Consider the following 24316-nt stretch of genomic DNA (forward strand, 5'->3'; position numbering starts at 1 on the left):
TCCCTTACTGTCCGTTTAACCATTTTTTAATTACTTTTGCAGTACCTTCTACATGCTCTTTCGTAGCTTCCTGCACTTGATCATCTAATGTAGGTTCTGATGGTTCTACCGGTTCTGGCTTTGGCTCTGGTACTATTTTTTCTTCAGGAATTTCCAGGATACTTTCACTACTAGCAGCAATTTCTTCTTCTGCTAAGTATTCTTCATATTCCTCTTCTTCTCTCTTTTTCTTACGTCTTGCTAAGAAGAACCATACTAGGCCAATTATTGCTAGCAAGCCAGCTGTAATTCCACCGAATAACCACCAGTTCATACCACTTTTTTCTGGCTCTTTCTCTTTTTCAACTTTCGGCTGGTCGAACTGAACAGTTACAACGTTAACTTGACCGTTTGTAAAGTTTCCATTCGGATCAGCTTGAAGCCCAGCTGCTGTGCCAATCGCTTCTTTAAATGTTGTCATATCAATTTTTCGTTTTACTAACGTATCGTTATCTACCCATACAACAACATTTGTTTTTGTTAATTCCGGATGTTTCTTAATTGTTTCAACTGTTTTATCTATTTCATAGTTTTCAATTTTGTTACCATTTTTATTATCGTAGACAACTTTACCGTTTTGATTATTGTTCGTACCGTAGTTCGGCACTTCACCGTTCGCTGTAATACCCGCACCTTGCTTCGTATCTGCTCCTTCTTGCGCAGTAGAACTTTCCTCTTGCTCTTGTTTACTGCGAAGTACACCTTTATCGCCATATTTTTCTGACTGACGTGTAACTTCATCGTAGTTTACAGACACTTTCGTATTCACTTTATATTCATTTGATTTAAACATCGTCATTAACGTTGCGTCAATATCTTGCTTTAATTTACCTTCAATTTGATGCTGCATCTCTACTTCTTTTTCATAAGAAGAGGAACTGTTAGAATGCGCTTCATCTGTTCCTTTTGAGATGATACCTTTTTTACTATCAATAACACTTACTTCTTCTGCTTTCACGCCAGGAACTGCCGCACTAATCATTTGCTGTATACCCGCAACTTGATCAGCTGTTAATAGTTGTCCACGTTTCACACCAACAGTAATTGCCGCTGTCCCTTTCGCTTTTTCCTCATCAAAAATTGTTTCTTTTTCAGGTAATGTAATTTGCACATTTGCCGTTTCAACTGTCGCGAAGTTTCGTACAATATCTTGCTCCAATTGCTTTTTCGTGCCGACAATCTGCTTCATTTTCTTATCTTGTTCACTTGAACCGAGTGAGCTTTCTAATAAAATTTCCTCACCGCTTTTTGAATTAAACGGCAAGCCCATTCCATTCATTTCTTTTCGAACCCATGGAGCATCGTTCTTTTGCACTCGAATCGAACCATCGGCTGCTAATTGGTAATCAACACCTAGCTTCGATAATTCTGCTGTAATCTCTTGCTTATCTGTATCATTTAAATTTTGATATACAACAACATATTTATCTGGCAAGGTGAAGTATAAAAGTGCTCCTGTTGCAATCGCTAAAAGCGCAGCACCAATCACTAACTTATGCCACGTTTTCAACGATTGGAAAACATTTTTTATCTTTTCCATTTAAATACACCCGTCCATTTTCCTAAATTTGCATATTAATTAGTGACTTATAATTTTCAATAAGATTATCGCGTACGAGAGCAGCTGTTTTCATTTGTGATTCAGCTTTCTTCTGCTGAATTAAAACGTCATGCGTTTCTCCTACCCCTTTTGTCAGTAAATCATATACTGCTGTTTGGGCATTATTTTGCGTTTGATTCATATCTTCCAATAAATCAATAAACTTTTTGCCTTCAACTACAGATTTTTCTGAAGTTTTCTGTGTGCCAATCGGCTGAATCGCTCCAAATGGCTGTGTATTTAACATTGGTTGAATTTTCATATTTCCCCTCTTCCCTCTTATCCTCGGCCGATTTCTAAATCTTTATCGAGCATTTTTTTGTTCGCATTTAATACACTTGTATTTGCTTCATACATTTTTTGAGCAACCATTACATTCGTCATCTCAGCTGTCACATCAATGTTCGGATAACGTACATATCCTTCTTCATTTGCATGCGGATGTGTCGGATCATACACAAGATTTTCATTTCGATCCGTTTCAATACTTTTTATTTTCACTCCGTTAGTAGGAGCTCCATCTAGCATACTTGCAAAACTATTATTTGATTCTAATACTACACTTCGACGGTGATACGGCTCTGCACCCGGTGCTCCCGTCGTATTTGCATTTACGATATTGTTAGAAGTAACTTCCATCCATTTTCTCGCTGTAGTTAGCCCTGAACCACTTGCATTAATTGCCTGAAACATCTTTGTCTCTCCTTTTAACTATTAACGTCCACGTGCTGCTTGGTTAATAGCGTATTGCGTATTAATTGCATTAATTGAAACACCGTATAATTGGTTTGTTTTCATTAAATCTAGCATTTCTGTCGTTACATCAACACTGTTTCCATCTTTATTCGTTTGCATTGATTTCGTTTGAATCTTTGCGTATGTATTTTTCGTATTTGCTGTCGGTAAGTGCATTACATTCGTTTGATATAAATCTGGATTACTCTTTAAATCCGCAGCATTTTTTTTGTATAATGCACTGCTCATATTCATTTTCTCAGCAAATGTTACATCTTGTGCTTTATAGCCAGGTGTATTCGCATTTGCAATATTACTAGAAACGGTATTTCGCTTCGTTACTAAATAGTTCATATAATGACTTACATCACTAACTAAATCTGGCATATTCCACACCCTTCCTTTTCCATCATGCTCGTTTAGCGCATGATCATCCACTGATGGAAGTTTCACTTTATTATTCATTTTCCTATATGTATTTATTTATTAAAATATTATCTATTATGTACCCTTACATATTTTATTCCATTTTTCCATTGTTGTCTTTAGAAAAATACAAAAATATAAAAAAGAATATAAAAAACTGTATACGCGTAGTAATCCATGTAACATTTTGATATATAAACAATAAAAAAAGAGCTTCCATACACTTCTCTCTATAAAATAAAGACATCTTATTTTTCATTGTTTGGATTATTACCATTCTTTTTATTACAGTCATAAAGTGAAACCTCAATCAGCGGAACGCCTTATTCAAACAATGGAATGGATCCCCTTTTAAAAGGGGTATCCATTTCCGTAATTTACCATTAAAATTTACCGTAAAACGAATTCGCTTTCATTCGTCCATCATTTGTCATAATCATTTCTTCCAAAAATTTTTGCTTATCTCGAATATGCTGTGCTGCCTTAATTATTAATGGACTCACTTCCGCTGCAACATCTGCGCGCGTCTCTTCATCCAATGTCATCATCCAGCGATTTAACATTGCACTCTTCTCAGCAAATTCCCCATCTGATACTTGCAATTCACCGATTTCATTAAAACAGCCGACAAACGCTCGATAAATATCATTGTTCATTTTCGAGTGCTCCGCGGTAACCGTCTATTAAATCTTGTAACACTTGTACAATCGCATCCATGTTTTTTGCTTCACGCGTTACTTTCATCGTCTGAATTTGAATGCTAATCCAATCGTATAAACCGAATAGACTATCATATAAATCTTTAGTAATCTCAGGATTTAATTGAAGCTTTAACTCTTCAAAAATACGTTCTAATTTTTCAAGAAGCGCATCTCCTTCTTGTAGTTTAAAAGTATTTAAAAGTTCTTCTAAATTACGAAACTCAACGATACATCTTTCATAAATAAAAATTGTATTTTTAATTGGATTACTCGTCATAATATCATTTTGCATATAACGTTGCCATGCTTGCATACAATCACTTCCTTAACTTTCATTAATCATCACTTTTTTGTTTTGTCATTGCTTTAATTGTTTTTAGTTGGCTATCTAGCGCCGCTAATGTACTTTCTAGCTTTTGATACTTCTTCACAATCTCATCTTGTTTTTGCAGATTTTGTGTTTCAATATCTTTAATCTTTTTATCTAAATCACTTACACGTGAATCGATGTTTTTTACACGCTCTCCGACTACACCTTTATCACCAAATAGTTTATCAAGTGGTTCTTCCATCATCTTCCCTAAACCGTTAGAACCAAAGAAAAATTGCTTCGCTGCATCCGGCTTGTCTTTTAACGCTTTTGTTAATTGTTCATCATTAACTTCCATCGTCCCGTCTTGCTTTAATTGGATACCAAATGAGAATAAATAATTACCGTCTTGAGAAAATGTCACGACATTATTCATCGCTTGACGTACACTTTGCATAATGGCTTGACCTTGGAAAGCTCCACCTTTCCCAGCAAAGATATCTACTGTAGAAACAGCTTTATTATAATCCGCCACCATCTTTTTAATAACATTCGATGCATCTGTTACGTTTGAGTCACTTACTGTAAACTTCAGATCTATACCTTTTGCTTTTGGATCTGTTGTTGTACCTGCATCTGGTGTTCCTTCTGCTTTCGGCTCAGTTACTTTTAACAATTCAATTTTCACGCCCGGAAGAGCTTCAATTGTATTGGTAAAACTTTCAGTTTCAATACCATTAATACTATATTTGGCATTTTGCGCTTCATTAATTGTATTGACTGCTGTCCCATCCGCCTTAGCTAAACCAATATCTTGAAACAGTGTAGATGTGTTCCCCTTAAAATTAATTTCTCCATCTGTTCCTTCTTTTTTCGAGGACATAAAGATTTTATCTCCAAGTGTATAAGCCGATACACCATAATCTCCGTCATTAATTTTGTTAATTAAATCTTTATATGTCATATCAGTTGTTACTTTTAGTTCTTTACCGCCTAGTTGTAATGTTTCATCTTTAGGAAGCTTCGCATTTATATCAGCAATCTTATTAGAGGCTATTTGATGACGTTGTGCAAGCTGTGTAATCGTCATATTAAAAGTTCCTGCAATCGCTCCACCATCAGCTTTTACATTAATATAACCGTCTTGTGATGTTGTTACCTTTTTCTCATTTCCTTTAAAAGCTGCTAAGTTTTTAAAAGTCTGTGTAAAAGAACTAAATTCTGATTTTAAACTTGTATATAATAGTTTATCGTTTGAAAGATCACTCTTTTCTTTCGTATACGGTGCTTTTCTCATATCTAACGCTTGCATTTCTAACTCTACAAAGTTAGAAGTGTCGATCATATTATTTCCGAGATTCCAAATCTGTTGTCTACCACCGATACCTGTTAATGTTCCTGCCATATTGTCTCACTCCTTATTGTTTACATGTAGTCTAAAATACTCGTTTTACTCATCGTACTAACCGCTTTAAGCGTCGCTTCATACGTTGCATTGATATATGCTAGGTCAGAAATTGCTACCGCCAAATCGACATCTTCAATTTCTTTACGGTTTTCTTGAAGCGCTAAATTTTGCTCGCTTAAAATTGTTTTAAACGTCTCCATTGTGTTCATTGTTGAACCAACTTCAGTTGTACGGTTAATGACGCTATCTAAGTTTTTCTTATTTTCTCCTAATAACGGTTGCAAAGCTTTTTGATCACCGTTATTCAGTGCTTCACTCATCTGTTTTAACGTTTTTATAACTGGGGATAATAATTCTTCTCCGTTACGAAATGCTTTTAATTGATAACCGTCATTTAGTTGCCAGTTCACATCATTTTTTCCACCTTGATACGTACCATCTTCTGTAAATGGAGCTTGTTCAGCACTATCCCCACCGAAAATATAACGGCCTTGCTCTTTCGTATTCGCTAAATATACAACTTGTTTTAAAATTTGATCAATCTCTGCACCGATTGCCTTCAATTCTTTTTCACTATTCGTCCCATTTAGCGCTTGTACTGTTAATTGATCCGCTCTTGTTAAAGATTTAAAAACACCTTGTAATGTATTTTCAGTTTGTGTTAATACATTTTTCGAATCCGCTAAATCTTTTTGCATTTGTTCAATATTTGCTAACGAATGCTGAATCGCAAATGATTTACTTGCCGCAAGTGGGTCTTCGCTCATAAAAAGATTTTTCTTACCTGAAGTTACTTGATTTCGATGATATTGTTGTTGCACATTCAAATCCATCATCTGATTCTTTGCCCAGTTTGCATTTTGAAATGTAGATACTCTCATCTTTACCTTCTCCTTTATCTATATTTGAATTGGCGCGAAGAAGAAACCGCACCTATATACAGCTATCCTCTTCCCTCATAAAAAAAGACTTTTTCGTTTTCATTTAATTTACATGGGGGAGGACGCTTGCTAAACATGGCTATTCTCCCCCTTAACTTCCCATTCAACCATCTCATATCTCTGGTCTAACATGGCTTGGTCCACTAAAAGGCTCTGTCCGCTTCTACCCTGCGCCGGACCCTCTCTTCCATCACAAAAAAAGCTTTTTCGATCCTTCTACATGTTATCTAATAATCGAAAACAAACTATCAAACACTTCATTCATCGTCGTAATAGCTTTAGAGTTTGCGACAAAATATTTTTGGAAAGCCATTAAATTAACCATTTCTTCTTCCATATTTACGCCTTCAATACTCATTTTTTCTTGTTGAATACCTTCTAATAAATCTTTATGAATATTTTGATAAGCATTCACTGCACTTTTATCAGAAACTACACCAACTATAAATTGGTCTAATGCTTGTTTATAAGAAAGACCTTCTTTATAATCTCCATCTGTAATTCCTGCTAGTTTATTTGCTGTTTCAGCGGAGATTTTCATTTTCGAAACATCTTTTGCGAATTCAGGGTTTAACTGAATATCTTTCGCATGATCTCCAACGAAGAAATCTTTTCCCATCACTGTATTCACTTGACCTTTTACAGAACTCATTAATTCTTCAAGGTTTTTCTTATAACTAGCAATCTTCGCTTTCGTATCTATCGCTGATTGAATTGCTCCACCATTTAAAGGAATATCCGATCCATAAATCGCAACAGACATTGGTTCTTTTTCTTTATTTAATTGAAGTGGATATGTATCTTGTCCATTTACTGTTAAAACACCATTCATTCTAACACTCGCGATATTAGGATTCATAGATTCATAAGATACTTCAATATTGGCATACTTAGACATCTCTGTAACGATGCGATCACGTTCGTCTAATAGTTGATTAGGTACTTGTGTCCCTGCTTGTCCAATTTTTTTATTCGCCTCTGCTAAACTAGCACCAAGACGATTAAATTCATTCACATGTGCTTCAATATCTTCTGTCGTCTGTGCTTCTGCTGTATCTAAGTTTTTCGCAAGACGATTTATCTGACTTGTGAACTTCCCAGTTTCAGAAACTAATGTATCGTAGTAGTTTGGTTGTTCTGGATTTTTTGCAACTTCACGAAAAGCATTGAAGAATCCATCCATTAAACTAGATAATGAATTTTTCCCTGTCGTTCCTACCATAGACTCTACTCGTGATAAAGTAGAATTCATATATGCGTAGTAAGAGAACTGTGACAACTGATCATTAAATTGCTTCGTTTTCACTTCATCTGTAATACGGTCAACTCCTAATGTTTGTACACCATAACCGATTCTCTGTTCAGGCGTATGACCGTTACTTGCTCCAACAGATCCGTAATTTACCATTTGACGAACATAACCCGGCGTATGAATGTTAGATAAGTTTTGTTTTGTCGTTTGTAATCCCATTTGGGCCGCTAGCATACCAGATAACGGCGTATTATAATCAGATAATCTCATAATGCTTCACTTCTCCTTTACAATAGTTCATTCATAAAGATTTGCGAATTATTGTTTTTCTCCAAATTGTATTCAGAAACGGAATCCACAATACTTTCTGTAGTTTTTAATAGTACGTTTAAGTAATATTGATTTTTCAAAAGAATCATTTTTACATTTTCTTCTAATTCATTTAAACTTTTTTGTAATTCTTCCATTTTTTCATTTTCTTCCTGTGAAAAATACGAAAATAGCGAACGCATACGCAGCGGTTCAACTTGTTTTTCTTTACAAAGCTGAACAACCATTTCCTCAAAAGATCGCGATAATCCTTTAACACCTTCTATGTACTGCAATTGCTCTACTTGCAACTTTTGAACTGCATTTACATTTTTATTTTTTAAATTCTCATATATTTGTTCCCCAAGCGTTTGAATATTTTCATATGCCTTTTGAATAATAACGAGCTTTTCATATAATTGTATGTACATATAGCTTCCTTTCCTTTACAAGACTAAATTTACAATCAAACCATGAATTTCTCCAATTTGATTTAACATTTCTAAATGCCCTGTTTTCGTATTAATTAAATTCATAACATCTTCTAACTCAGTTAATCCCATTTCAGCTTGTTTTACGATCGTCATTTTCTGCGAATATCCGTAACGCGGATGACGAGACATAACATCTTTATACTGCAATACGTTATCAACGTAAAAATTCAAAAATGATTTTACAGTATTTTTGTATTCCATTACATTATCGAGCGTTAACTCTAATTCGATTTTCTCTTTAATTTCTCCAATGTTATCAACAAGTGCTTCCATTTGTTCTAACAATTTATCTTTTTTCGGATCTGCATGCAAATTATCCGAAAAAGCAAGTCCTGTCCTGACATTTGCTTCTTTCGGCATTTGAGTAGCAGGCGGTATATGCGATAAAATTGGATTATGCGAGATAGAACGCAGCATATATATCACCTATTTATTTTTTTATTTCCTTCCAAACTTAATCGTAAAATCCAGTTATTTATAATTATACTCTGTACAATGATATTTTGCAGTTATTTTTTATAGAAGATATGTTACAATTTAGCATGAGGTGGCACAAATCTATGAATATTTTTCTTTGTGGTTCAAATCAATTAACAGCATTAGATCAGGAAGAAATAAAAAAATTTTTAATTGACTATGCTCACAAACATAAAATTTACATATTATGTTATAAATCTATTGAAAATGAAGTTCTTCGTTTTTTCATTGAAAATGAAAGGCTCGCTCAAAATTTATGCCTTTACACACTGCAACCGTTACATGTATTAACAGACGAATTTCAAGAAGTCGTTGATTATTTAAAAAAACACGGAGCAGAGTATATTGCTTTTGATCATCCTTCCGACTCCATTTATCGATCAGATTATATGTTTTTTGTAAAGCAAATTATCGAAGATACCGATTTAGTTCTCTGTTTTTATAACGGAGATAAACATACGTCTGTCATTCCCGTTGACGTTGCAAAAGAAGCAGGAATTGATGCTGTTATTTATGATTTACCAGGCTTACATGAAAAGCAGCTGAAAAAAAGCTTTGAACAAAAAATTCGTATGATGTAAAGGGGGAGGCACAATATCGTTATTGTGCCTATTGTAAATATGATAACTGAACAAGATTATAATCAATTTGTCGTAAGTTTTAAACAGCACTTTAATATGGATATCGCTTCCTATAAGCAAGATAGAATGCGCCGAAGAATCGATGCTTTCATTTCGAGAAAAGGTTTTGAAAATTACACAAATTTTTTAAATAATTTACGCACCGATCAAACGTTATTTTTAAGTTTTATTGACTATATTACAATTAACGTATCAGAGTTTTTCAGAAATAAAGAGCGCTGGCAAACGTTAGAGACGAAAGCTCTACCAAAGCTACTTGAACAAAATAACGGTAAATTAAAAATTTGGAGTGCTGCTTGCGCTGCCGGTGAAGAACCATATACACTTTCTTTAATATTATCGAAGCATCTAGCTCCGTTTCGTTATGACATTCAAGCAACGGATCTTGATTTTCATGTTTTAGCAACTGCAAAACGTGGTCAATATACAGAACGCTCTTTGAAAGAATTACCTAATGATTTAAAACAACGTCATTTCACAAAAGAAGATGATACATATATATTGCATCAAAATATTAAACAGCAAGTTACATTTAAACAACATGATTTATTAATGCAGACATTTGATACGAACTACGATTTAATCATTTGTCGAAATGTAATGATTTACTTTACAGAAGAAGCAAGAATAAAGCTTTATGAAAAGTTTAGTCGTTCTTTACGAAAAGGCGGCGTACTATTCGTTGGTAGCACAGAACAAATTTTAACACCCGAACGCTACAATCTTCAGCGCTTTGATACATTCTTTTACGAAAAAGTATAAAAGAAGGTCGTCATAATTAAAATGACGACCTTTTTTTATTATATAATACGAATCAATATGATACCTATAACCCACATGAAGAGAAATAGAGCCGTAACAGACCATTTATGCTCTTGAATCGTATGTTTCAACGCATGAGATAATTGCGTCATATTCATTTCTGCAAGTGCTCTCCACACGCTCACATCACGTTCTTTAGAAATACGATCCGTACCGCTAATTAAAATTGTTTCGTTAGACAATTTTGTCATGTAAGCTGTAATAACTGTTATCATTAAATTCGTATTTCCTTCTGATGTATCTTGTTCCACTCTAGAAATGAGCGCACTTACATCAAGTAACGGAATATGCACTTTTCTTCCAAACGAAAGCTGCACTTCAGCGAAATCATATGTTCCGTCTAATAACGGAACTCCCTTTATATGAGCTTGTTTAATAAGCCCCTGCAAACTTTTAACAATTTGTTCATATATTTTTTCCGATTGCTTTCCTTCCTCAGACAACATATGTAGCTTTGAAAACAACTGCAACACCGTATCCATTTCCTTAGAAAGCATATCTTTTACAATCTTTCCATCACCTAAACTCGCAAGTAGAATCCCTATTTCATTATTTTTCGAAATGATTTGGGACCGCCCGGTAAACACAAGATTACTCCGTTTTCGCTCTTTTTGAATTTCATGTTCTGAAATAGCTGCAGGCTGTTTTAATGGGTGTAGCGTCTTATTTTCAATTGTAGTACGTTTAATTTCCATCTAAGCGCCTCCACTACTATCAAATTATTAGCCCCACTCTTTATTACTCTTTAAAACTAAAAATAGTACAAATAATCCTGACATAACAGCAAACACATTAGAAGCCTGTACTCCCTGCTCACTTTTTTCCTCTTTCTTTTCTTGTTGTTCTTCTATTTTCTCTTTCTTTTTAGAAACGACTTGATTGTCATTTCCGCTTTTTTTCTCTTTATGAACCTTCACATTATTTACTTCCTTGTTGTCTGTTAACGACTCTTTTATAACGTAGTTGATTTCCTCTTTTTCTTTCAACGGCTCTTTTATATAAGAGTTCACTTTCTCTTCTTGCTTTGGAATTTGAACAACTGGAAGTTTTTCTTCTGGAAGTGGCATCTCTATTTTCGGATCTTCCTGCTTCTCAATTTCTTTCTTATCTTCTACTTCATTTTGATTCTCTTGCTCTTCTATCTTTTCATCATCTTTCACTTTTTGTTCGATGATAGAAACGATATATTCACTCTCTGTCACAAGTTTGTTACCTGCCCCATCTGTTACTTCCACAATAAGTTGATGCGGCCCAACAGGTAAAGCTTCTGTTATTTCAAATATTTTCTGCCAATCCATGTCGCGTTTATTATAGTCTAATAAAAAAGTAATATCGTTACCGTCTTCTTTTCCTTTTAATATAACGCGCACTTCTTTAACAACCGATTCTATATCTACCGTTTGTACTCGTATATGAACGGATTCTCCCTTTTTCCGTTCAATTAAGTTCCCTTTTGCCTCATCAATACTAACTTTCTCTAACTTTGGCAATTCTTTATCTATAGTTGGTGCTTCATTGTTTATACGAATGAGCGGGACATTTAATTCGTTCTCTATTACTTCTTCCTTCTCATCTTCTTTATAGCTTTCAACGAGCCTAAGGTTCCAATCACCTTGTAAATCATATATTCCGGCCTTATAATTAGCGATCCATCGCTTCGTTTCTTCTTCATACTCAAAAGATATTATTCTCTCTTGTCTGTACTGCTCACCATTTTTTTGTAATTGTAATATACCTTTTACACTTTGAATGTTTTTTTCATTTGGTTCTACAGCAATCCACACTTCTTCGCCAACCTTTAGCTCCTGCTTATTAACTGTAATAACCCCTCGGTCTGTTTCTATCGTTCTTTCTTCTTTTTGTTCTTTCCCTTGCTCATTTTCTACTACTTTTTTTTCATCTTCAACCGAGGGCATTTCCACTTGTTCCGGCTGTTCCTGAACTTCTTTATTTTTTCCCTCTTGGTCATTCATTTCGCTTATATTTTGATCTTGTACACTTTTTTCTTCTGCCTGCCCTTGTGATGGTGAAAATATGCATATATGTAAGAATAGCCAACTAACTAGAAAAAACTTTACTTTTTTCATCTATTTGTTCAAACTCCTATTTTGACGCCTTATAGCGATTTCGTCACTTTTACTCCGAAAAACCCATCTACATTTACAAGTTCTCCATACGCCACTAATACATCGTTCACATAAATTTGAATCGGTTCATCAATATCTTCATCAAGTACGACCGCTTCATTTTCTTGTAGACTTAAAATATCTTGAATTGTTCTCACTGTACTTCCAAATACAAATTTAACATTCATTTCTACATTTTGTAGAATAGATGTATCCATATATACTGGCTCAACTTGCTTGACTTCTTTATATTCAATTGGCTGTACGACTGGTGCAGGAATTTCTTCCTCTTCAACAACTTCCTCAACTATTTCTTCTTGCTCTTCCACCATCGGATATAGAAGTCTTCTAACCATTTCTTTCGCTTCTGATATCGGTAGTATTTGATACATCTTTGATTGAAGGAGATCACCAATTTCAAGATTAAAAGTAATTTGAACGAGTTCGTCAACTGCCATCGACTCTCCCAAATACTCCATTTCTTCTTTTAAAGAAACAAATTTAACGTCTGGTGGTGTCATATCCATTTTTTCTTTAAACATTTCTGACATCGCTGTTGCAGCATGCCCCATCATTTGGTTCATAATTTCTTTAATGCCACTTAACTCTAATTCACTTAGCTCTTTCTCCGGATCAATTTCACCCGTTCCCATCATCATTAAATCTACCATTGTTAAAGCAACATCTTTCGTAAATACGAATACATTCTCATTTTTTAGTCCTTCAACAAAATCGACATTTAAAATAACAAACGGAACCGGTACTCCTTCATAATGACGAACATTAATCGCCTCTACATTTGGTGTACTAATAGTGACAGGCTGATTTAAAAGCGTCGATAGTACTGTTGAAGCCGAACCGATTGAAATATTCGCAATTTCACCAAGCACATCTTTCTCTTCTTGTGTTAATTGCTCTTTTTCTACATGCTCTTCTACAATCTCAGTTTCCTGCACTTCCGCCGGCTCATCTATTTCTTCTTCCACACCACCAGATAATTGTAACAATTTATTTATCATTCGCTTCGCATGTTCAACTGAAACAACCTGTACAAGCTTAGAATTCACAAGATTATCTATTTTTAATTCAAACGATACTTTAACAACCATATTATTCCCATTAATACCAGAAATCTTCTCCATCTCTTCTGTAAGTTGCACAACTTTAATTGTTGGCGGAGACATGTCTACCGTATCTTGGAAGAATTCTGACATAGATGTTGCTGCGAATCCCATCATTTGATTCATAGCTTCTTGTACTGCACTTAGCTCTAATTCACCAAGCTCTTTTCCCTCTTCAACTTCACCTGTTCCCATCATCATTAAATCAGCAATAGATAAAGCAACATCTTGTTGAAGAACAAGAAGATTTTCCATATCTAATCCTTTTGTGAAATGGATATTTAATACAACATGTGGAATTTCAACATCACTTGTATCATATAAATCTACCAATTCTACTTGAGGAGCAGTAATACTTACTTGCCTATTTAAAATTGTTGATAATACAGTCGAAGCTGAACCAAATGATATATTAGCAATCTCACCAAGAATATCGCATTCTTGAGGCGTTAAATGTTCATTTTCTTTTTCTAGCACAATTGTGCCAGTATCCCCTTTTGTGTGTTGCTCAGGCATTTTTCCTGCCTCCTCATTTTTGTTTTTCTATCAAATGATTTAAACTCTCTATTACACTCGTTATATTTTACCAAACTTATCATCTGAATTGTGAACATGTATTTATTTCCACAATATGTGTAAACGACGGTTTTCATATACTTATATTATTAGTTCTACCCAAAAAGCTCCCCAATTGTATACAAGTGGGGAGCTTCCTTCATTCCTATTATAAACCTTCTGGGTTTAAAATGAGGACCACTCGTCCATCACCGAGAATTGTCGCACCAGAGAAATAGTTAGAGCTCTCTGCAAAGAAATCTCCTAATGACTTTAAAACTATTTCTCTTTGACCGATAATTGTGTTTACGATAAGTCCATAGCTACGATGTGTATTACGAACAATTAACACAGGAACCATTTGACTATCATATGATGCGAACGCCTCATCTACTGTTTTTTCACCAAATACAGTACTTAAATGTTTCACTTCAATAATTTGATTGCGATAGTTTAAAACGTCTTTCCCTTGTAACGATTGTATGTCTTCTTTCTTAATTCGAATGGCTTCAGCAATATTGCCAAGAGGCAAGGCATAACGCTTATCATTTGTTTGAACAAGCATTGATTGAATAATAGACAATGTTAAAGGAAGTTCAATTCTGAATGTACTTCCTTTTCCTTCTTCAGAATCAATAATTAAATGCCCACCTAAACTATGAATCGTATGTTTAACAACATCTAATCCAACCCCACGTCCAGAAAGGTCAGATACAACTTCCGCTGTACTAAATCCCGGTTGGAAGATAAGATCAAACACTTCACGATCCGTTAATTTATTTGCCTCTGATTCCGTTACAACACCATTTTTTATCGCTTTTTCTAATACTTTTCCTTTATGAATACCATTTCCATCATCAGTAATTTGAATTACGACATGATTTCCACTATGAAACGCCTCTAATTTAATAGTACCTGTCTCATTTTTCCCGGCATCACGTCGGTTTTCGACAGTTTCAATACCATGATCAATTGCATTACGAATTAAATGAACGAGTGGATCACCAATTTCGTCAATAACAATTTTATCAACTTCAGTATCTTCACCTTTAATTTGTAAATCGATTTTTTTACCTAAATCTTTCGCTAACATACGTACCATACGCGGAAAACGATTGAAGACCGTTTCAATCGGTACCATACGCATATTTAATAATACATTTTGGATATCTTTTGAAATATCCCCTAATCGATTTAAATGCTCGATTAACTCTTTATTTTGAATCGTTTCTGCTAATTCATCAATTCGTCCACGCTCAATTACACTTTCTTCAAACATATTCATTAATCTTTCGATTTTTTCTAACTGAACACGAATAGAGCGATTCTCTACTTTAGCATTTTTCGTTTTTGTAGTACTTTTAGCCGGTGTAGTACTAGCTGTTGGAGTTCGTGCCTCTAGAGGTGGATCCAGCTGCGTTGCTGCAATAGATTGTACGATTCCTTCTTCAGCTATATTTCCTTGCTTCACTTCTACTTTCTCAATTTCAGAAACGTGAAGCACCACCTGTTTCAATTCTTCAACACTACGATCAGTATCCATATATACTGTAAACTCAAATCCAAAAGCATCCGCTTCGATTTCTTCAATGCTTGGAACCGTTTTTTGTATATCCCCTACATTTTGTAATGCTTCAATACACATAATGGCACGTACTGCTTTTAAAATGGCTTGTTGTTCGACGGTTATATATACTTCATGTGAAACTGTATCATCATTGTTTATACTACTTTGCTCTACTTGTTCCATAGAAGCTTCTACATTCCCATTTAATAATGCTTCTAATTTATGCTTTGTAGATACAACATCAATATTACCCATTCCGCCCTGCTGCACATCTGTAACCATCTTTTCTAAATTATCAATGCACTCAAAAATAACATCAATAATATTAGCATTCACCATCATATTTCCGTGACGGATTTCGTCTAAAACATTTTCCATCTTATGAGTTAAATCTGCCATTTCCGCAAATTCCATACTCGCAGACATACCTTTAAATGTATGAGCTGAGCGGAATATTTCCCCTACAACCCCCATATCGGCAGGATTCTGTTCTAAATTTAGCACATTTTCATTTAGCGACTGTAAATGTTCTTCTGCTTCTTCAAAAAATATATTTAATAGATCTGTTTGCATTTTAATCCCCTACCTGTCTAACAAACATTTCATTTATGTATAACAATTTAGTGTTTTATAACGAGAAAAAAGGGGGCCACACGTCTATCCGCTATCATTGATTTGATTCTTTGTGGCACCCCTTCTATATTAGCTATTTGCTACTTTTGTTAAAGCTTCGATAACACGATCGGCTTGGAATGGCTTTACAATAAAGTCTTTTGCCCCGCCTTTAATTGCATCTAATACCATACCTTGTTGTCCCATTGCAGAACAAATAACAACCTTTGCACTCGAATCAATTTTCATAATTTCTTTTAATGCTTCAAGTCCGTCCATTTCTGGCATAGTAATATCTAGTGTTACAATATCAGGTTGAAGTTCTTTATACTTTTGAATCGCTTCTACCCCATTCTCTGCTTCACCGATAACTTCAAATTCTGAATTACTTTTTAATAAGTTTTTAATCATTGTTCGCATAAACATTGCATCGTCTACAACTAAAATTTTATGTGCCATTCTTTTTGGTTCTCTCCCTCTATGTATAAATATATCTTAATATTTCACCTTATCATTCTCACTCATTATACAAAATAAAACGAGAAAATTTAATATTTTTTTAAAAGAATTTCTGTATTTTTATTATTTTATTAATAAAATGGAAATATATTATTCTTTAATATATATTACAACGCGCCGGTTTTTCTCCCAATTTTGCGGTGAATCATTTGATGCTACTGGTTTTGTGTCCGCATATCCTACCGCTGCTAATCGTTTATCATCTACATTATACACTTCAATTAAGTGGTGAATCATATTAGCTGCTCGTGCTGAAGATAATTCCCAGTTGGAAGGAAATCTTTCATTATGAATCGGTCTACTATCTGTATGTCCTTCTACAACAATTGGGTTTGGTACCGATTGAAAGAACCCTACTAATTGACTAATTACTTCTTTTGCTTCCGGCTTAACATTTGCATCGCCTGTATCGAATATTAAGTTATCTACTATAACGATGCTAACACCTGTATCTTCTCGATATACATTCACTTGACTAACACCATTATTATCTACATATGCTTTTAACTTTTTATACAATTCATCCATTCGTTTTTTTGAAACTGCTTTTTCATCATTTTTTTCATGTGAAATATCTGGTATTGTACCTTCCATTACTTTCGCATCCACTTGTTCTGCATCACTAAACTTTTCAAGCATCTTCGATAATTTTACTGTATCTTGTTTTGATGTAGCAACTAATAGTACAAAAAAAGTCAATAACAACATCGTTAAATCAGTAAAAGTCGTCATCCAACGAGGCGATCCTTTTTGCGGTCGTTTTATCATCACCATACCACTCCTTGAAATATTAGGCTGCTCGTTTTTCTTTTTTTATCTTCGTTTCATATACGTATGTATCAAGTTTTAACTTTAACTTAGAAGGAATTTGTCCTCGGTAAAGCTCTGTGATTGCTTCTATTACAAACTTCTTCTCTGTATACAAATCTTCAATGCCACGATACACTTTTTCAGATAACGGTATTGCAATCATGTTTGCAATAACAGATCCATACAATGTCGTCAACATAGCAACTGCCATTCCTGTACCAATTTGCGATGTATCTTGCAAGTTTTGAAGCATAATAATAAGACCAATTAAAGTTCCTATCATACCCCACGCTGGAGCGAAATCACCAATCTTATCTAATAATGTTGCTCCTTTTCTTAACTCATATACTTCTGTTTCAACATCTCTCATTAATACTTCTTTTAATTCTGCTTCATCATATCCACTTAACATTAAACGAATCCCCTTTTGAATAAAAGGATTGTCTACTTGCTCTCCATCAACTTCTAACGAGAGTAAACCATGTTTTTTAGACTTCTTTGAAAAATCAACGAACAAATCCGTTAACTGTTCTAGATTTTCCTCTCTTCTATGTAAAACAGTAAAAATACTTTTCGTATATTTTTTTATTTCTCCAAATCTATATGCCACAATAATTGTCGCTGTTGTTCCCCCTATAACGATCAAAATAGATGAAACATCTAAGAAATTTTTAAAAGCTTTTATTCCACCACCGCCAAGCATGATCGCTGCAATTAAAATAACGAAACCTACTACAATGCCAAAGGGGCTAGAAATATCAAGCTTCCTTTTTTTCCTTTGCGGTCTAGCTAATCCTTGATTTTCGTCTCCCATATTCCTGCCCTTCCTTTTTCGTTTTCGTAAAACATTTTTTTATTTTAATAATGCGTTTTCACATATAACAATCATTATACGCGTATCATCTATTTATCGCAATATACTCATTAAATTGACACATTTCATTTCTATATTAGAATTATAGTATGGAAATATGAGGAGGATCACGATGGAACATAACATTTTACAAGTCATTGCATTAGCAGAAAAACTAAAATATGAAATGCGACATAGTTGGCTTTCTAACGGACGTCAAGAAAGTGTTGCTGAACATACGTGGCGTATGTCCCTAATGGCTATCTTAGTTGAGCCTTATTTGGATCAAAAAGTAAATATAGAAAAATTACTTAAAATGGTTATTATTCATGACCTTGTCGAAGCAGAAGCTGGTGATATTCCTGCCTTTGATACGATGAATAGCCGTGAATTACAATTACAAAAACAGAAAAATGAGCTAGAGGCCATTTTAAATATTAAACGTACACTAGAAGGTCCTCTCGGCGTGGAATTATACGATTTATGGATGGAGTTCGAAGCGAAAGAAACGTATGAAGCAAAAGTTGCTAACGCACTTGATAAACTTGAAGTGAAAATTCAGCATAACGAAGCTAATATTGATACTTGGTTACCAATTGAGCATAAAATGACTTTCCAAGTTGGTAAACATACAGATTTTGACTCTTTCTTATCTAGATTACAAAAAATCATTGAACAAGACGGAGAAAAAAAATTACTCGCTGCCGGCATTGACGTTGAAGCATGTAAACAATAACCATTTAATTATGAAATAAGACACTCAAAATGAGTGTCTTATTTCATAATTGTTGATATTGCCTGCTTATAAATAAGTTGTTGTTTTCCATCTACTAATATTAATACTGTAAATCTATCTACTCCAACTACTTCCCCTACTATTCTTACTCCACTCTTTAAAAATATAGTAACTGCATCTTTTTCTTCTTTTATTTGTTTATACAACTCTTCTTGTAAGTGTTCCATAACTGTTTTCCCCTTTACAAATAAATAATCCTAATATAAAAAAATAAAGATTAATCACTTATATACTTTGTCTTTTATATTCATAAACTTATTAATTAGTATATCTAAATCTCGACTAAATAACAAAACTTTATTATGATCTAATCCATGCCTAGCAACAAGTTGAATTAACTCTTTCTTTTTGTGTTCTATTTTATTGTGTAATTGTCCCATCTCCATCTCTATACTAAAACTCCCTTTTCCCATAATATTACTTGTAAAATTATAGTACATTTCCACTCATAAAAAAATAAAAAAATGGCTTTTTTTACAAATTTTATATTTATGAAAAGAAATTTTAATGTAATTGTAAGTTACATACCCCTTTCATTTGCAATACATTCACCTAGTATACACTTCCATATTGTTTTACCATTTTAAAAAAAGCGCTATGAAACGAAGTAAATATCACATTTAAATCCGATCACAGGCTCTTGTCTAATTAGAAGTAAGACTTGCTCCTTTTCTAAATAAAAACATATCTTATAAAGTAATCCATTAGTTATATAGATTAATTTCCTAAAAAGGAGGAAAAAACATGAGCTTTGGTGGTAGTTGCGCTGGTTTCGGCGGTGGATTTGCTTTACTCATCGTGCTATTCATCCTTCTAATCATTATCGGATGTAGCTGTTGGGGTGGCGGCGGAGGGTTTTAAATATAATACGTATCCTTTTCGCTAAACTCTAAATGAATGAAATATGTTAACTAAAAACTATACGAAAACAGCTCATATTTGAGCTGTTTTTTCATTTCATTATTCCATCTATGGATCTGTTATCTATGTTTATTACAGGATGGCTTTTAGAAATTCTTTCTCCGCAAGTGATTGGTATCTTGTTAGCTATATGCTGTATTTTTGTTAGTTTTATATGGCTTTTCTTGTTTTATGGCGGGGAACTTAGTGAAGAATCTACTATCACTTAATGGCATGTATATGTACATGCCATTTTTATTTTTGTCGAAATTCACAAGAAAAAGGCGATTTATTTCTCTTACGTTCTAATTTTTTAGAATGTACAATAAATTTAGATTATAAGAAAGGGGCTAACATAATGTTTGAGGATCGACTTACCATTTCAGCAGAACAACAAAAGCTAATTTCCAATGCAACTCGCATTCAAATTCTTCACCTTTTAAAAGACGAAACACTCACTGCAAAACAAGTATCTACTAAACTAAATAAATCTGCTGGTAGCGTTCACTATCACATCCAAATTTTATTTGACGGAGGCTTACTTGAATTAGTAGATACAAAGGAAAAACGAGGGATTATTGAAAAGTACTATAAAGCAAAATCTGCTCACTTCTATATTGAAGAAGCAGGAACGGAAGGAACAAATACAGGGAGCCATATTGTATCTCATTTATTTTTAACTCCAGAGGAATTACAACAACTCACTTGGGAGATCTCACAAGTTTTATTACGCTGGGAAAGCAAAACCGCTCGTCAATCAGCCTCAGAAGAAGAATACGCTATTTCCTGCCGGATAAAAAAACAATGAAAGAAAGGTCCATATACCCATGAAAAATAAATTATTATTATTGTCGGGCACAGGCATTTCTCGTTTAGGTGATTTTATGTACCTCATAGCTCTAAACTTAATGGTGTTAAATAGTACAAACTCTCCCGCTGCTGTAGCAGGCCTATGGATTGTCGGTCCAATTGCCACCGTTGTTACAAAAATATGGTCTGGTAGTATTGTAGATCGATTAAATAAACGATCAATTATGCTCATCACAGATATAATTCGAGCAGCTCTCATTGGCTGTATTCCACTATTTGATTCTATTTGGGTCATTTATATTTTTATCTTTTTAACTCGCATTGCTACATCATTTTTCGATCCAGCTTCATTTACTTATAAAACAATGCTCATACGAGCTGAAGAGCGCGCTCAATTCAACGCTTGGAATAACTTTTGTACAAGCGGGGCTTTTATTATCGGTCCAGCCCTTGCTGGAATACTTCTCACCACGTACTCAGCATCCTTTGTTATTTACTGCAACTCACTTTCATTTCTACTTTCTACCATTCTCATTTACTTCTTGCCAAACATTACATTACAAACAAAGCAAAACGAAGAGGTTTCAAATACTTTCTTACAAACATTACGAAGTGATTGGAAACAAGTTTTTTCATTCGCTCGAACGGAAACTTACATTATTCTCATATTCGTTTTATTTCAATCCACTATGCTTGTTTCTATGGCACTCGATTCACAAGAAGTTGTTTTCACAAATCAAGTACTGTTTTTATCCGATATAGAATATAGCATGCTTGTTAGTATAACTGGTGCTGCTTACGTTTGCGGTTCATTTCTCGTCTCTCTCTTTGCCAAACGATTAGCAATTCAACATTGTATCGGATTAGGTATGATTTTCACAGCAATAGGTTATGTGATTTTTGCCTTTTCAAATTCATTTATAGTCGCAGCGAGCGGTTTCATTTTACTTGGCATTTCTTCATCATTTGCTGGTACTGGCTTTATAACATTTTATCAAAGTAACATCCCTGTACATATGATAGGACGTATCGATAGCGTGTTTGATTCAATAAAAAATTTCATCCAAATCTTTTTCATTTTAGCAATTGGAGCATCCGCACAATTTCTTTCCGTTCAAATTACTGTAATCAGTAGTTCATTACTCATTCTTTTCCTTTCCTGTTTATTAGCAATCCGGGTAATGACGCCTTCACGAGAAAAATATTTTAAAGCTACAGGATCATCTTTGGAATATTAACCGCAACATAAAAAGCGGCTATTTGCCGGGCAGCAAGATCCCAATTGGTGTGGGCTAATAATCAGTGAGGGATGAACAAAACCCCCACTGATTAAAATTTCACTTTATGTTAAAATATTTATTGTATTTGATTAAATAGGAGGGCTATTTTGGAGATTATATTCATTTTCATATGTATTATATTAGTAGCTTCTATTTTACAAACAAGTACAGGTTTTGGCTTTTCTATTATGGCAACACCTTTCTTACTCATGCTATTTCTACCACAAGAAGCTATACAAATTAATATTATTTTATCATTAGTTATTTCAATATCACTCATTTGGAAAATAAGAATGGACATTCACTTTATTCTACTGAAAAGGTTAACTATTGGAAGTATAGTTGGTGTACCTTTTGGTATTTTACTCTTCATTTCCATTAATATAAACGCTTTTAAATTAGCAATTAGCATCCTGCTCTTACTATTAACATTGATGCTAATATGCAACTTTAAGGTCAAATCAACACCATTTAGAGATTTTATAGTTGGTGGATTATCAGGCCTTTTAACGACAAGTATCGGTATGCCAGGACCACCCCTGTTACTTTACTTTACAGGAACTGATACGAAAAAAGAGAAGTTGAGAGCAACTACTTTAGCTTTTTATCTATTTATATATTTCATTAGTCTACTAACTCAAATACTCTTTACTGGCACAAACAAAACAATTTGGGAATCAAGTTTTTATGCTATTCCAATCGTATTTTTAGGTTTGTATATAGGTCAAATTATTTTCAAATGGCTTAATCAACGGATTTTTAAAATATTTACGTACATCCTTTTAAGTTGTACGGGGGTTTATCTTCTTATTGAAAGTTTGAACTTGTTATAGAGGGTGCTTTAGATAGTGCACAATAATAGATAGGTTCAAACGAAATTATTGCTGCATTTTCAAGTGCGATGGGGCATTCTATATCAAAACTTAAATAACTTTATTGGCAGTTTACAATTAGCAATAATCGTTCTTTCATAAGACAAATATTTTAAATCGAATACTAAATAAAACGATAAAAAGCGGCTATTATGCCGCTTTTTACATTAAATATTTTATAAAGCAAAGACCTGCACTTACTATCACGAATATATTAAAAAATAAGAAAAACCCTTTTTCAAAATCTGTATACTTTTCTACTTTTACTCCGCATTTTTTTAACTCCATAACTATCATTGCAACTTCACGTGCATACGCAATACTTCCAAATTGTATATGAGTGTTATTATATTTAATCTCAAAGACATTTTTCATTTTTTTATGTTGCGAAATGGATTGTATATCCTCTATTGGCATGCTATGTTCATTTGTTTTTTTAAAATAGCAATCTAATCCTTTCATGATTACTCTTTTATTTGTTAAAACGATATAATAATAAAAAGTAGCTCCTACGTAATATATATTTGGTATTACTTTATTATTTGTCATATATCCTTCATCTACTAACAGTTCCTTCTCGATTTCTTCATCAGCTTGTAATTCGTTGCGAATTGATTCTTCTAACATTCGTACAGTTAATTTTTTTAATAGTTCTCCATTTCTTACATAATACTTATCTATATTTATAGAATCATTCGCTTCTTTCTCTAAACGTGTAATTTCTTCTTCTGAATATTGGAGCTCATTTAACATCGATAATAATCTTTTATCCATATTACACACTCCCTTTCCACAGTTTTTGAAGTTTCTTCTTTCCACGAGAAATTCGATTGTATATATAGTCAGCCGTTACTTTTAATTCTTTTGCAATATCGTCAATGGAATACCCATCAATATACCTCTTTAAAAAGATATACCGATCCTTTGTATTTAAATCTTGTACGAGTTCCATAATCTCTTCTTCTTGTTCTATTTCATACCTATCATGGATACCTGTATCTACTTCTACATCTTTATCGATTTTATTCTCTTTATATACTTTCTTTTTATATTCCAATGCCTTTAATTTAGTAATACCAATCATCCAAGATTTTAAGTTTCCCTTTTCTATATCAAATTGTTCGATATTAAACCAAATGATAGTAAATACATCATTATAACAATCATCCACATATTGTTTTTCAATAGGGGTACTTAATGATTTATGAATAATGTACAAAATTAATTTTCCATATTGATCAATCACTTCTTTCAAAGCATCTTGATCGCGTTTTTTCATAGCTATAATTAAATCCTCTTCAGAATCGAAAATCATAAACATCACCTTCCTCAGTTCCCCT

29 protein-coding genes and 1 pseudogene are annotated in these 24316 nt (G+C 33.7%); 8 read left to right on the forward strand and 22 right to left on the reverse strand.

Annotated features, from left to right (window positions below):
* Positions 1–4: 4 nt before the first annotated feature.
* The 11 genes from fliF to MKX66_RS11465 all read right to left on the reverse strand — a co-directional run bounded on the left by fliF (position 5) and on the right by MKX66_RS11465 (position 8632).
* Entirely contained in the window at positions 5–1579 is a 1575-nt protein-coding gene (fliF, locus tag MKX66_RS11415; RefSeq protein ID WP_002086489.1) for a flagellar basal-body MS-ring/collar protein FliF, read from the reverse strand.
* A 22-nt stretch (positions 1580–1601) separates the two neighbouring features.
* The gene (gene fliE / locus MKX66_RS11420; RefSeq protein WP_215587558.1) at positions 1602–1901 is read right to left on the reverse strand and encodes a flagellar hook-basal body complex protein FliE; all 300 of its coding nucleotides are present in this window, start codon (positions 1899–1901) and stop codon (positions 1602–1604) included.
* A gap of 17 nt (positions 1902–1918) precedes the next feature.
* Complete coding sequence (gene flgC / locus MKX66_RS11425) at positions 1919–2332, reverse strand: flagellar basal body rod protein FlgC (protein WP_002030933.1); 414 nt, start codon at positions 2330–2332, stop codon at positions 1919–1921.
* 21 nt (positions 2333–2353) lie between these two features.
* On the reverse strand, positions 2354–2839 hold the full coding sequence (flgB, locus tag MKX66_RS11430) for a flagellar basal body rod protein FlgB (RefSeq protein WP_002064629.1): 486 nt from the start codon (positions 2837–2839) through the stop codon (positions 2354–2356).
* A 344-nt stretch (positions 2840–3183) separates the two neighbouring features.
* Positions 3184–3456, reverse strand: a complete 273-nt coding sequence (locus MKX66_RS11435) for a hypothetical protein (protein WP_002141115.1) — start codon at positions 3454–3456, stop codon at positions 3184–3186.
* Positions 3446–3814, reverse strand: a complete 369-nt coding sequence (locus tag MKX66_RS11440) for a flagellar export chaperone FliS (RefSeq protein WP_326996400.1) — start codon at positions 3812–3814, stop codon at positions 3446–3448. The genes MKX66_RS11435 and MKX66_RS11440 overlap by 11 nt, the downstream gene beginning before the upstream one ends.
* A 22-nt stretch (positions 3815–3836) precedes the next feature.
* Positions 3837–5216, reverse strand: a complete 1380-nt coding sequence (locus MKX66_RS11445; RefSeq protein ID WP_002012051.1) for a flagellar hook-associated protein 2 — start codon at positions 5214–5216, stop codon at positions 3837–3839.
* Between the two features lie 20 nt (positions 5217–5236).
* The gene (locus MKX66_RS11450; protein ID WP_002030927.1) at positions 5237–6100 is read right to left on the reverse strand and encodes a flagellar hook-associated protein 3; all 864 of its coding nucleotides are present in this window, start codon (positions 6098–6100) and stop codon (positions 5237–5239) included.
* 283 nt (positions 6101–6383) lie between these two features.
* Positions 6384–7682, reverse strand: a complete 1299-nt coding sequence (gene flgK / locus MKX66_RS11455) for a flagellar hook-associated protein FlgK (protein ID WP_326996399.1) — start codon at positions 7680–7682, stop codon at positions 6384–6386.
* A gap of 17 nt (positions 7683–7699) precedes the next feature.
* Positions 7700–8152 (reverse strand): flagellar export chaperone FlgN, encoded by a 453-nt coding sequence (locus MKX66_RS11460; RefSeq protein ID WP_002064619.1) that lies wholly within the window; start codon positions 8150–8152, stop codon positions 7700–7702.
* A 15-nt stretch (positions 8153–8167) separates the two neighbouring features.
* A complete protein-coding gene (locus tag MKX66_RS11465; protein ID WP_002086502.1) occupies positions 8168–8632 on the reverse strand; it encodes a YaaR family protein in 465 nt (154 codons plus the stop codon).
* A 143-nt stretch (positions 8633–8775) separates the two neighbouring features.
* Between MKX66_RS11465 and MKX66_RS11470 the strand changes: the two genes are divergently transcribed.
* Both MKX66_RS11470 and MKX66_RS11475 read left to right on the forward strand, forming a co-directional pair.
* Complete coding sequence (locus MKX66_RS11470) at positions 8776–9273, forward strand: flagellar motor switch protein FliG (protein ID WP_002086503.1); 498 nt, start codon at positions 8776–8778, stop codon at positions 9271–9273.
* Between the two features lie 39 nt (positions 9274–9312).
* Positions 9313–10095 carry a CheR family methyltransferase gene (locus tag MKX66_RS11475; protein ID WP_002086504.1) on the forward strand — a complete coding sequence of 261 codons (783 nt, stop codon included), beginning with the start codon at positions 9313–9315 and terminating at the stop codon, positions 10093–10095.
* 38 nt (positions 10096–10133) lie between these two features.
* On the opposite strand, the gene MKX66_RS11480 is transcribed toward MKX66_RS11475, so the two are convergent.
* From MKX66_RS11480 to MKX66_RS11510, 7 genes are all read right to left on the reverse strand, one after another.
* A complete protein-coding gene (locus MKX66_RS11480; RefSeq protein ID WP_002086506.1) occupies positions 10134–10850 on the reverse strand; it encodes a hypothetical protein in 717 nt (238 codons plus the stop codon).
* Between the two features lie 27 nt (positions 10851–10877).
* Positions 10878–12242, reverse strand: coding sequence for a transglycosylase (locus MKX66_RS11485; protein WP_215591075.1), 1365 nt, complete (start codon positions 12240–12242; stop codon positions 10878–10880).
* Positions 12243–12271: 29 nt separating this feature from the next.
* On the reverse strand, positions 12272–13918 hold the full coding sequence (locus tag MKX66_RS11490; RefSeq protein WP_341086211.1) for a flagellar motor switch protein: 1647 nt from the start codon (positions 13916–13918) through the stop codon (positions 12272–12274).
* A 208-nt stretch (positions 13919–14126) separates the two neighbouring features.
* Positions 14127–16097 (reverse strand): chemotaxis protein CheA, encoded by a 1971-nt coding sequence (locus tag MKX66_RS11495; protein WP_215591073.1) that lies wholly within the window; start codon positions 16095–16097, stop codon positions 14127–14129.
* 129 nt (positions 16098–16226) lie between these two features.
* Positions 16227–16595 carry a response regulator gene (locus MKX66_RS11500; RefSeq protein ID WP_000940577.1) on the reverse strand — a complete coding sequence of 123 codons (369 nt, stop codon included), beginning with the start codon at positions 16593–16595 and terminating at the stop codon, positions 16227–16229.
* 150 nt (positions 16596–16745) lie between these two features.
* Positions 16746–17423: an OmpA family protein gene (locus MKX66_RS11505; protein ID WP_215591072.1), complete on the reverse strand. Its 678-nt coding sequence runs from the start codon at positions 17421–17423 to the stop codon at positions 16746–16748.
* Positions 17424–17445: 22 nt separating this feature from the next.
* Positions 17446–18279 carry a flagellar motor protein MotP gene (locus MKX66_RS11510; protein ID WP_215591071.1) on the reverse strand — a complete coding sequence of 278 codons (834 nt, stop codon included), beginning with the start codon at positions 18277–18279 and terminating at the stop codon, positions 17446–17448.
* Positions 18280–18451: 172 nt separating this feature from the next.
* On the opposite strand from MKX66_RS11510, the gene MKX66_RS11515 reads away from it, so the two are divergent.
* A complete protein-coding gene (locus MKX66_RS11515; RefSeq protein WP_326996398.1) occupies positions 18452–19054 on the forward strand; it encodes an HD domain-containing protein in 603 nt (200 codons plus the stop codon).
* A 38-nt stretch (positions 19055–19092) separates the two neighbouring features.
* Here the strand turns inward: MKX66_RS11515 and hfq are convergent, their stop codons facing one another.
* Both hfq and MKX66_RS11525 read right to left on the reverse strand, forming a co-directional pair.
* Positions 19093–19281, reverse strand: a complete 189-nt coding sequence (gene hfq, locus MKX66_RS11520; RefSeq protein WP_002186245.1) for an RNA chaperone Hfq — start codon at positions 19279–19281, stop codon at positions 19093–19095.
* 54 nt (positions 19282–19335) lie between these two features.
* Positions 19336–19554, reverse strand: a complete 219-nt coding sequence (locus tag MKX66_RS11525; RefSeq protein ID WP_002086516.1) for an aspartyl-phosphate phosphatase Spo0E family protein — start codon at positions 19552–19554, stop codon at positions 19336–19338.
* Positions 19555–19858: 304 nt separating this feature from the next.
* On the opposite strand from MKX66_RS11525, the gene MKX66_RS11530 reads away from it, so the two are divergent.
* From MKX66_RS11530 to MKX66_RS11550, 5 genes and pseudogenes are all read left to right on the forward strand, one after another.
* Positions 19859–19975, forward strand: coding sequence for a YjcZ family sporulation protein (locus MKX66_RS11530; RefSeq protein WP_000007805.1), 117 nt, complete (start codon positions 19859–19861; stop codon positions 19973–19975).
* Between the two features lie 85 nt (positions 19976–20060).
* A pseudogene (locus tag MKX66_RS11535) lies at positions 20061–20244 on the forward strand (MFS transporter); the annotation flags it as partial.
* Positions 20245–20372: 128 nt separating this feature from the next.
* Complete coding sequence (locus MKX66_RS11540; protein ID WP_000461279.1) at positions 20373–20822, forward strand: ArsR/SmtB family transcription factor; 450 nt, start codon at positions 20373–20375, stop codon at positions 20820–20822.
* Positions 20823–20841: 19 nt separating this feature from the next.
* On the forward strand, positions 20842–22062 hold the full coding sequence (locus MKX66_RS11545; protein ID WP_215591069.1) for an MFS transporter: 1221 nt from the start codon (positions 20842–20844) through the stop codon (positions 22060–22062).
* 149 nt (positions 22063–22211) lie between these two features.
* A complete protein-coding gene (locus MKX66_RS11550) occupies positions 22212–22937 on the forward strand; it encodes a sulfite exporter TauE/SafE family protein (RefSeq protein ID WP_215591068.1) in 726 nt (241 codons plus the stop codon).
* A 201-nt stretch (positions 22938–23138) separates the two neighbouring features.
* Here MKX66_RS11550 and MKX66_RS11555 read toward each other — a convergent pair whose 3' ends face one another.
* Together MKX66_RS11555 and MKX66_RS11560 are read right to left on the reverse strand one after the other, a co-directional pair.
* On the reverse strand, positions 23139–23750 hold the full coding sequence (locus MKX66_RS11555; RefSeq protein WP_215591067.1) for a PH domain-containing protein: 612 nt from the start codon (positions 23748–23750) through the stop codon (positions 23139–23141).
* A gap of 1 nt (position 23751) precedes the next feature.
* Positions 23752–24297, reverse strand: coding sequence for a sigma-70 family RNA polymerase sigma factor (locus MKX66_RS11560; protein WP_141535250.1), 546 nt, complete (start codon positions 24295–24297; stop codon positions 23752–23754).
* Between the last annotated feature and the right edge of the window lie 19 nt (positions 24298–24316).

It is taken from the genome of Bacillus sp. FSL R9-9530, assembly GCF_038008145.1.
GTDB classification, from domain to species: Bacteria; Bacillota; Bacilli; order Bacillales; family Bacillaceae_G; genus Bacillus_A; species Bacillus_A mycoides.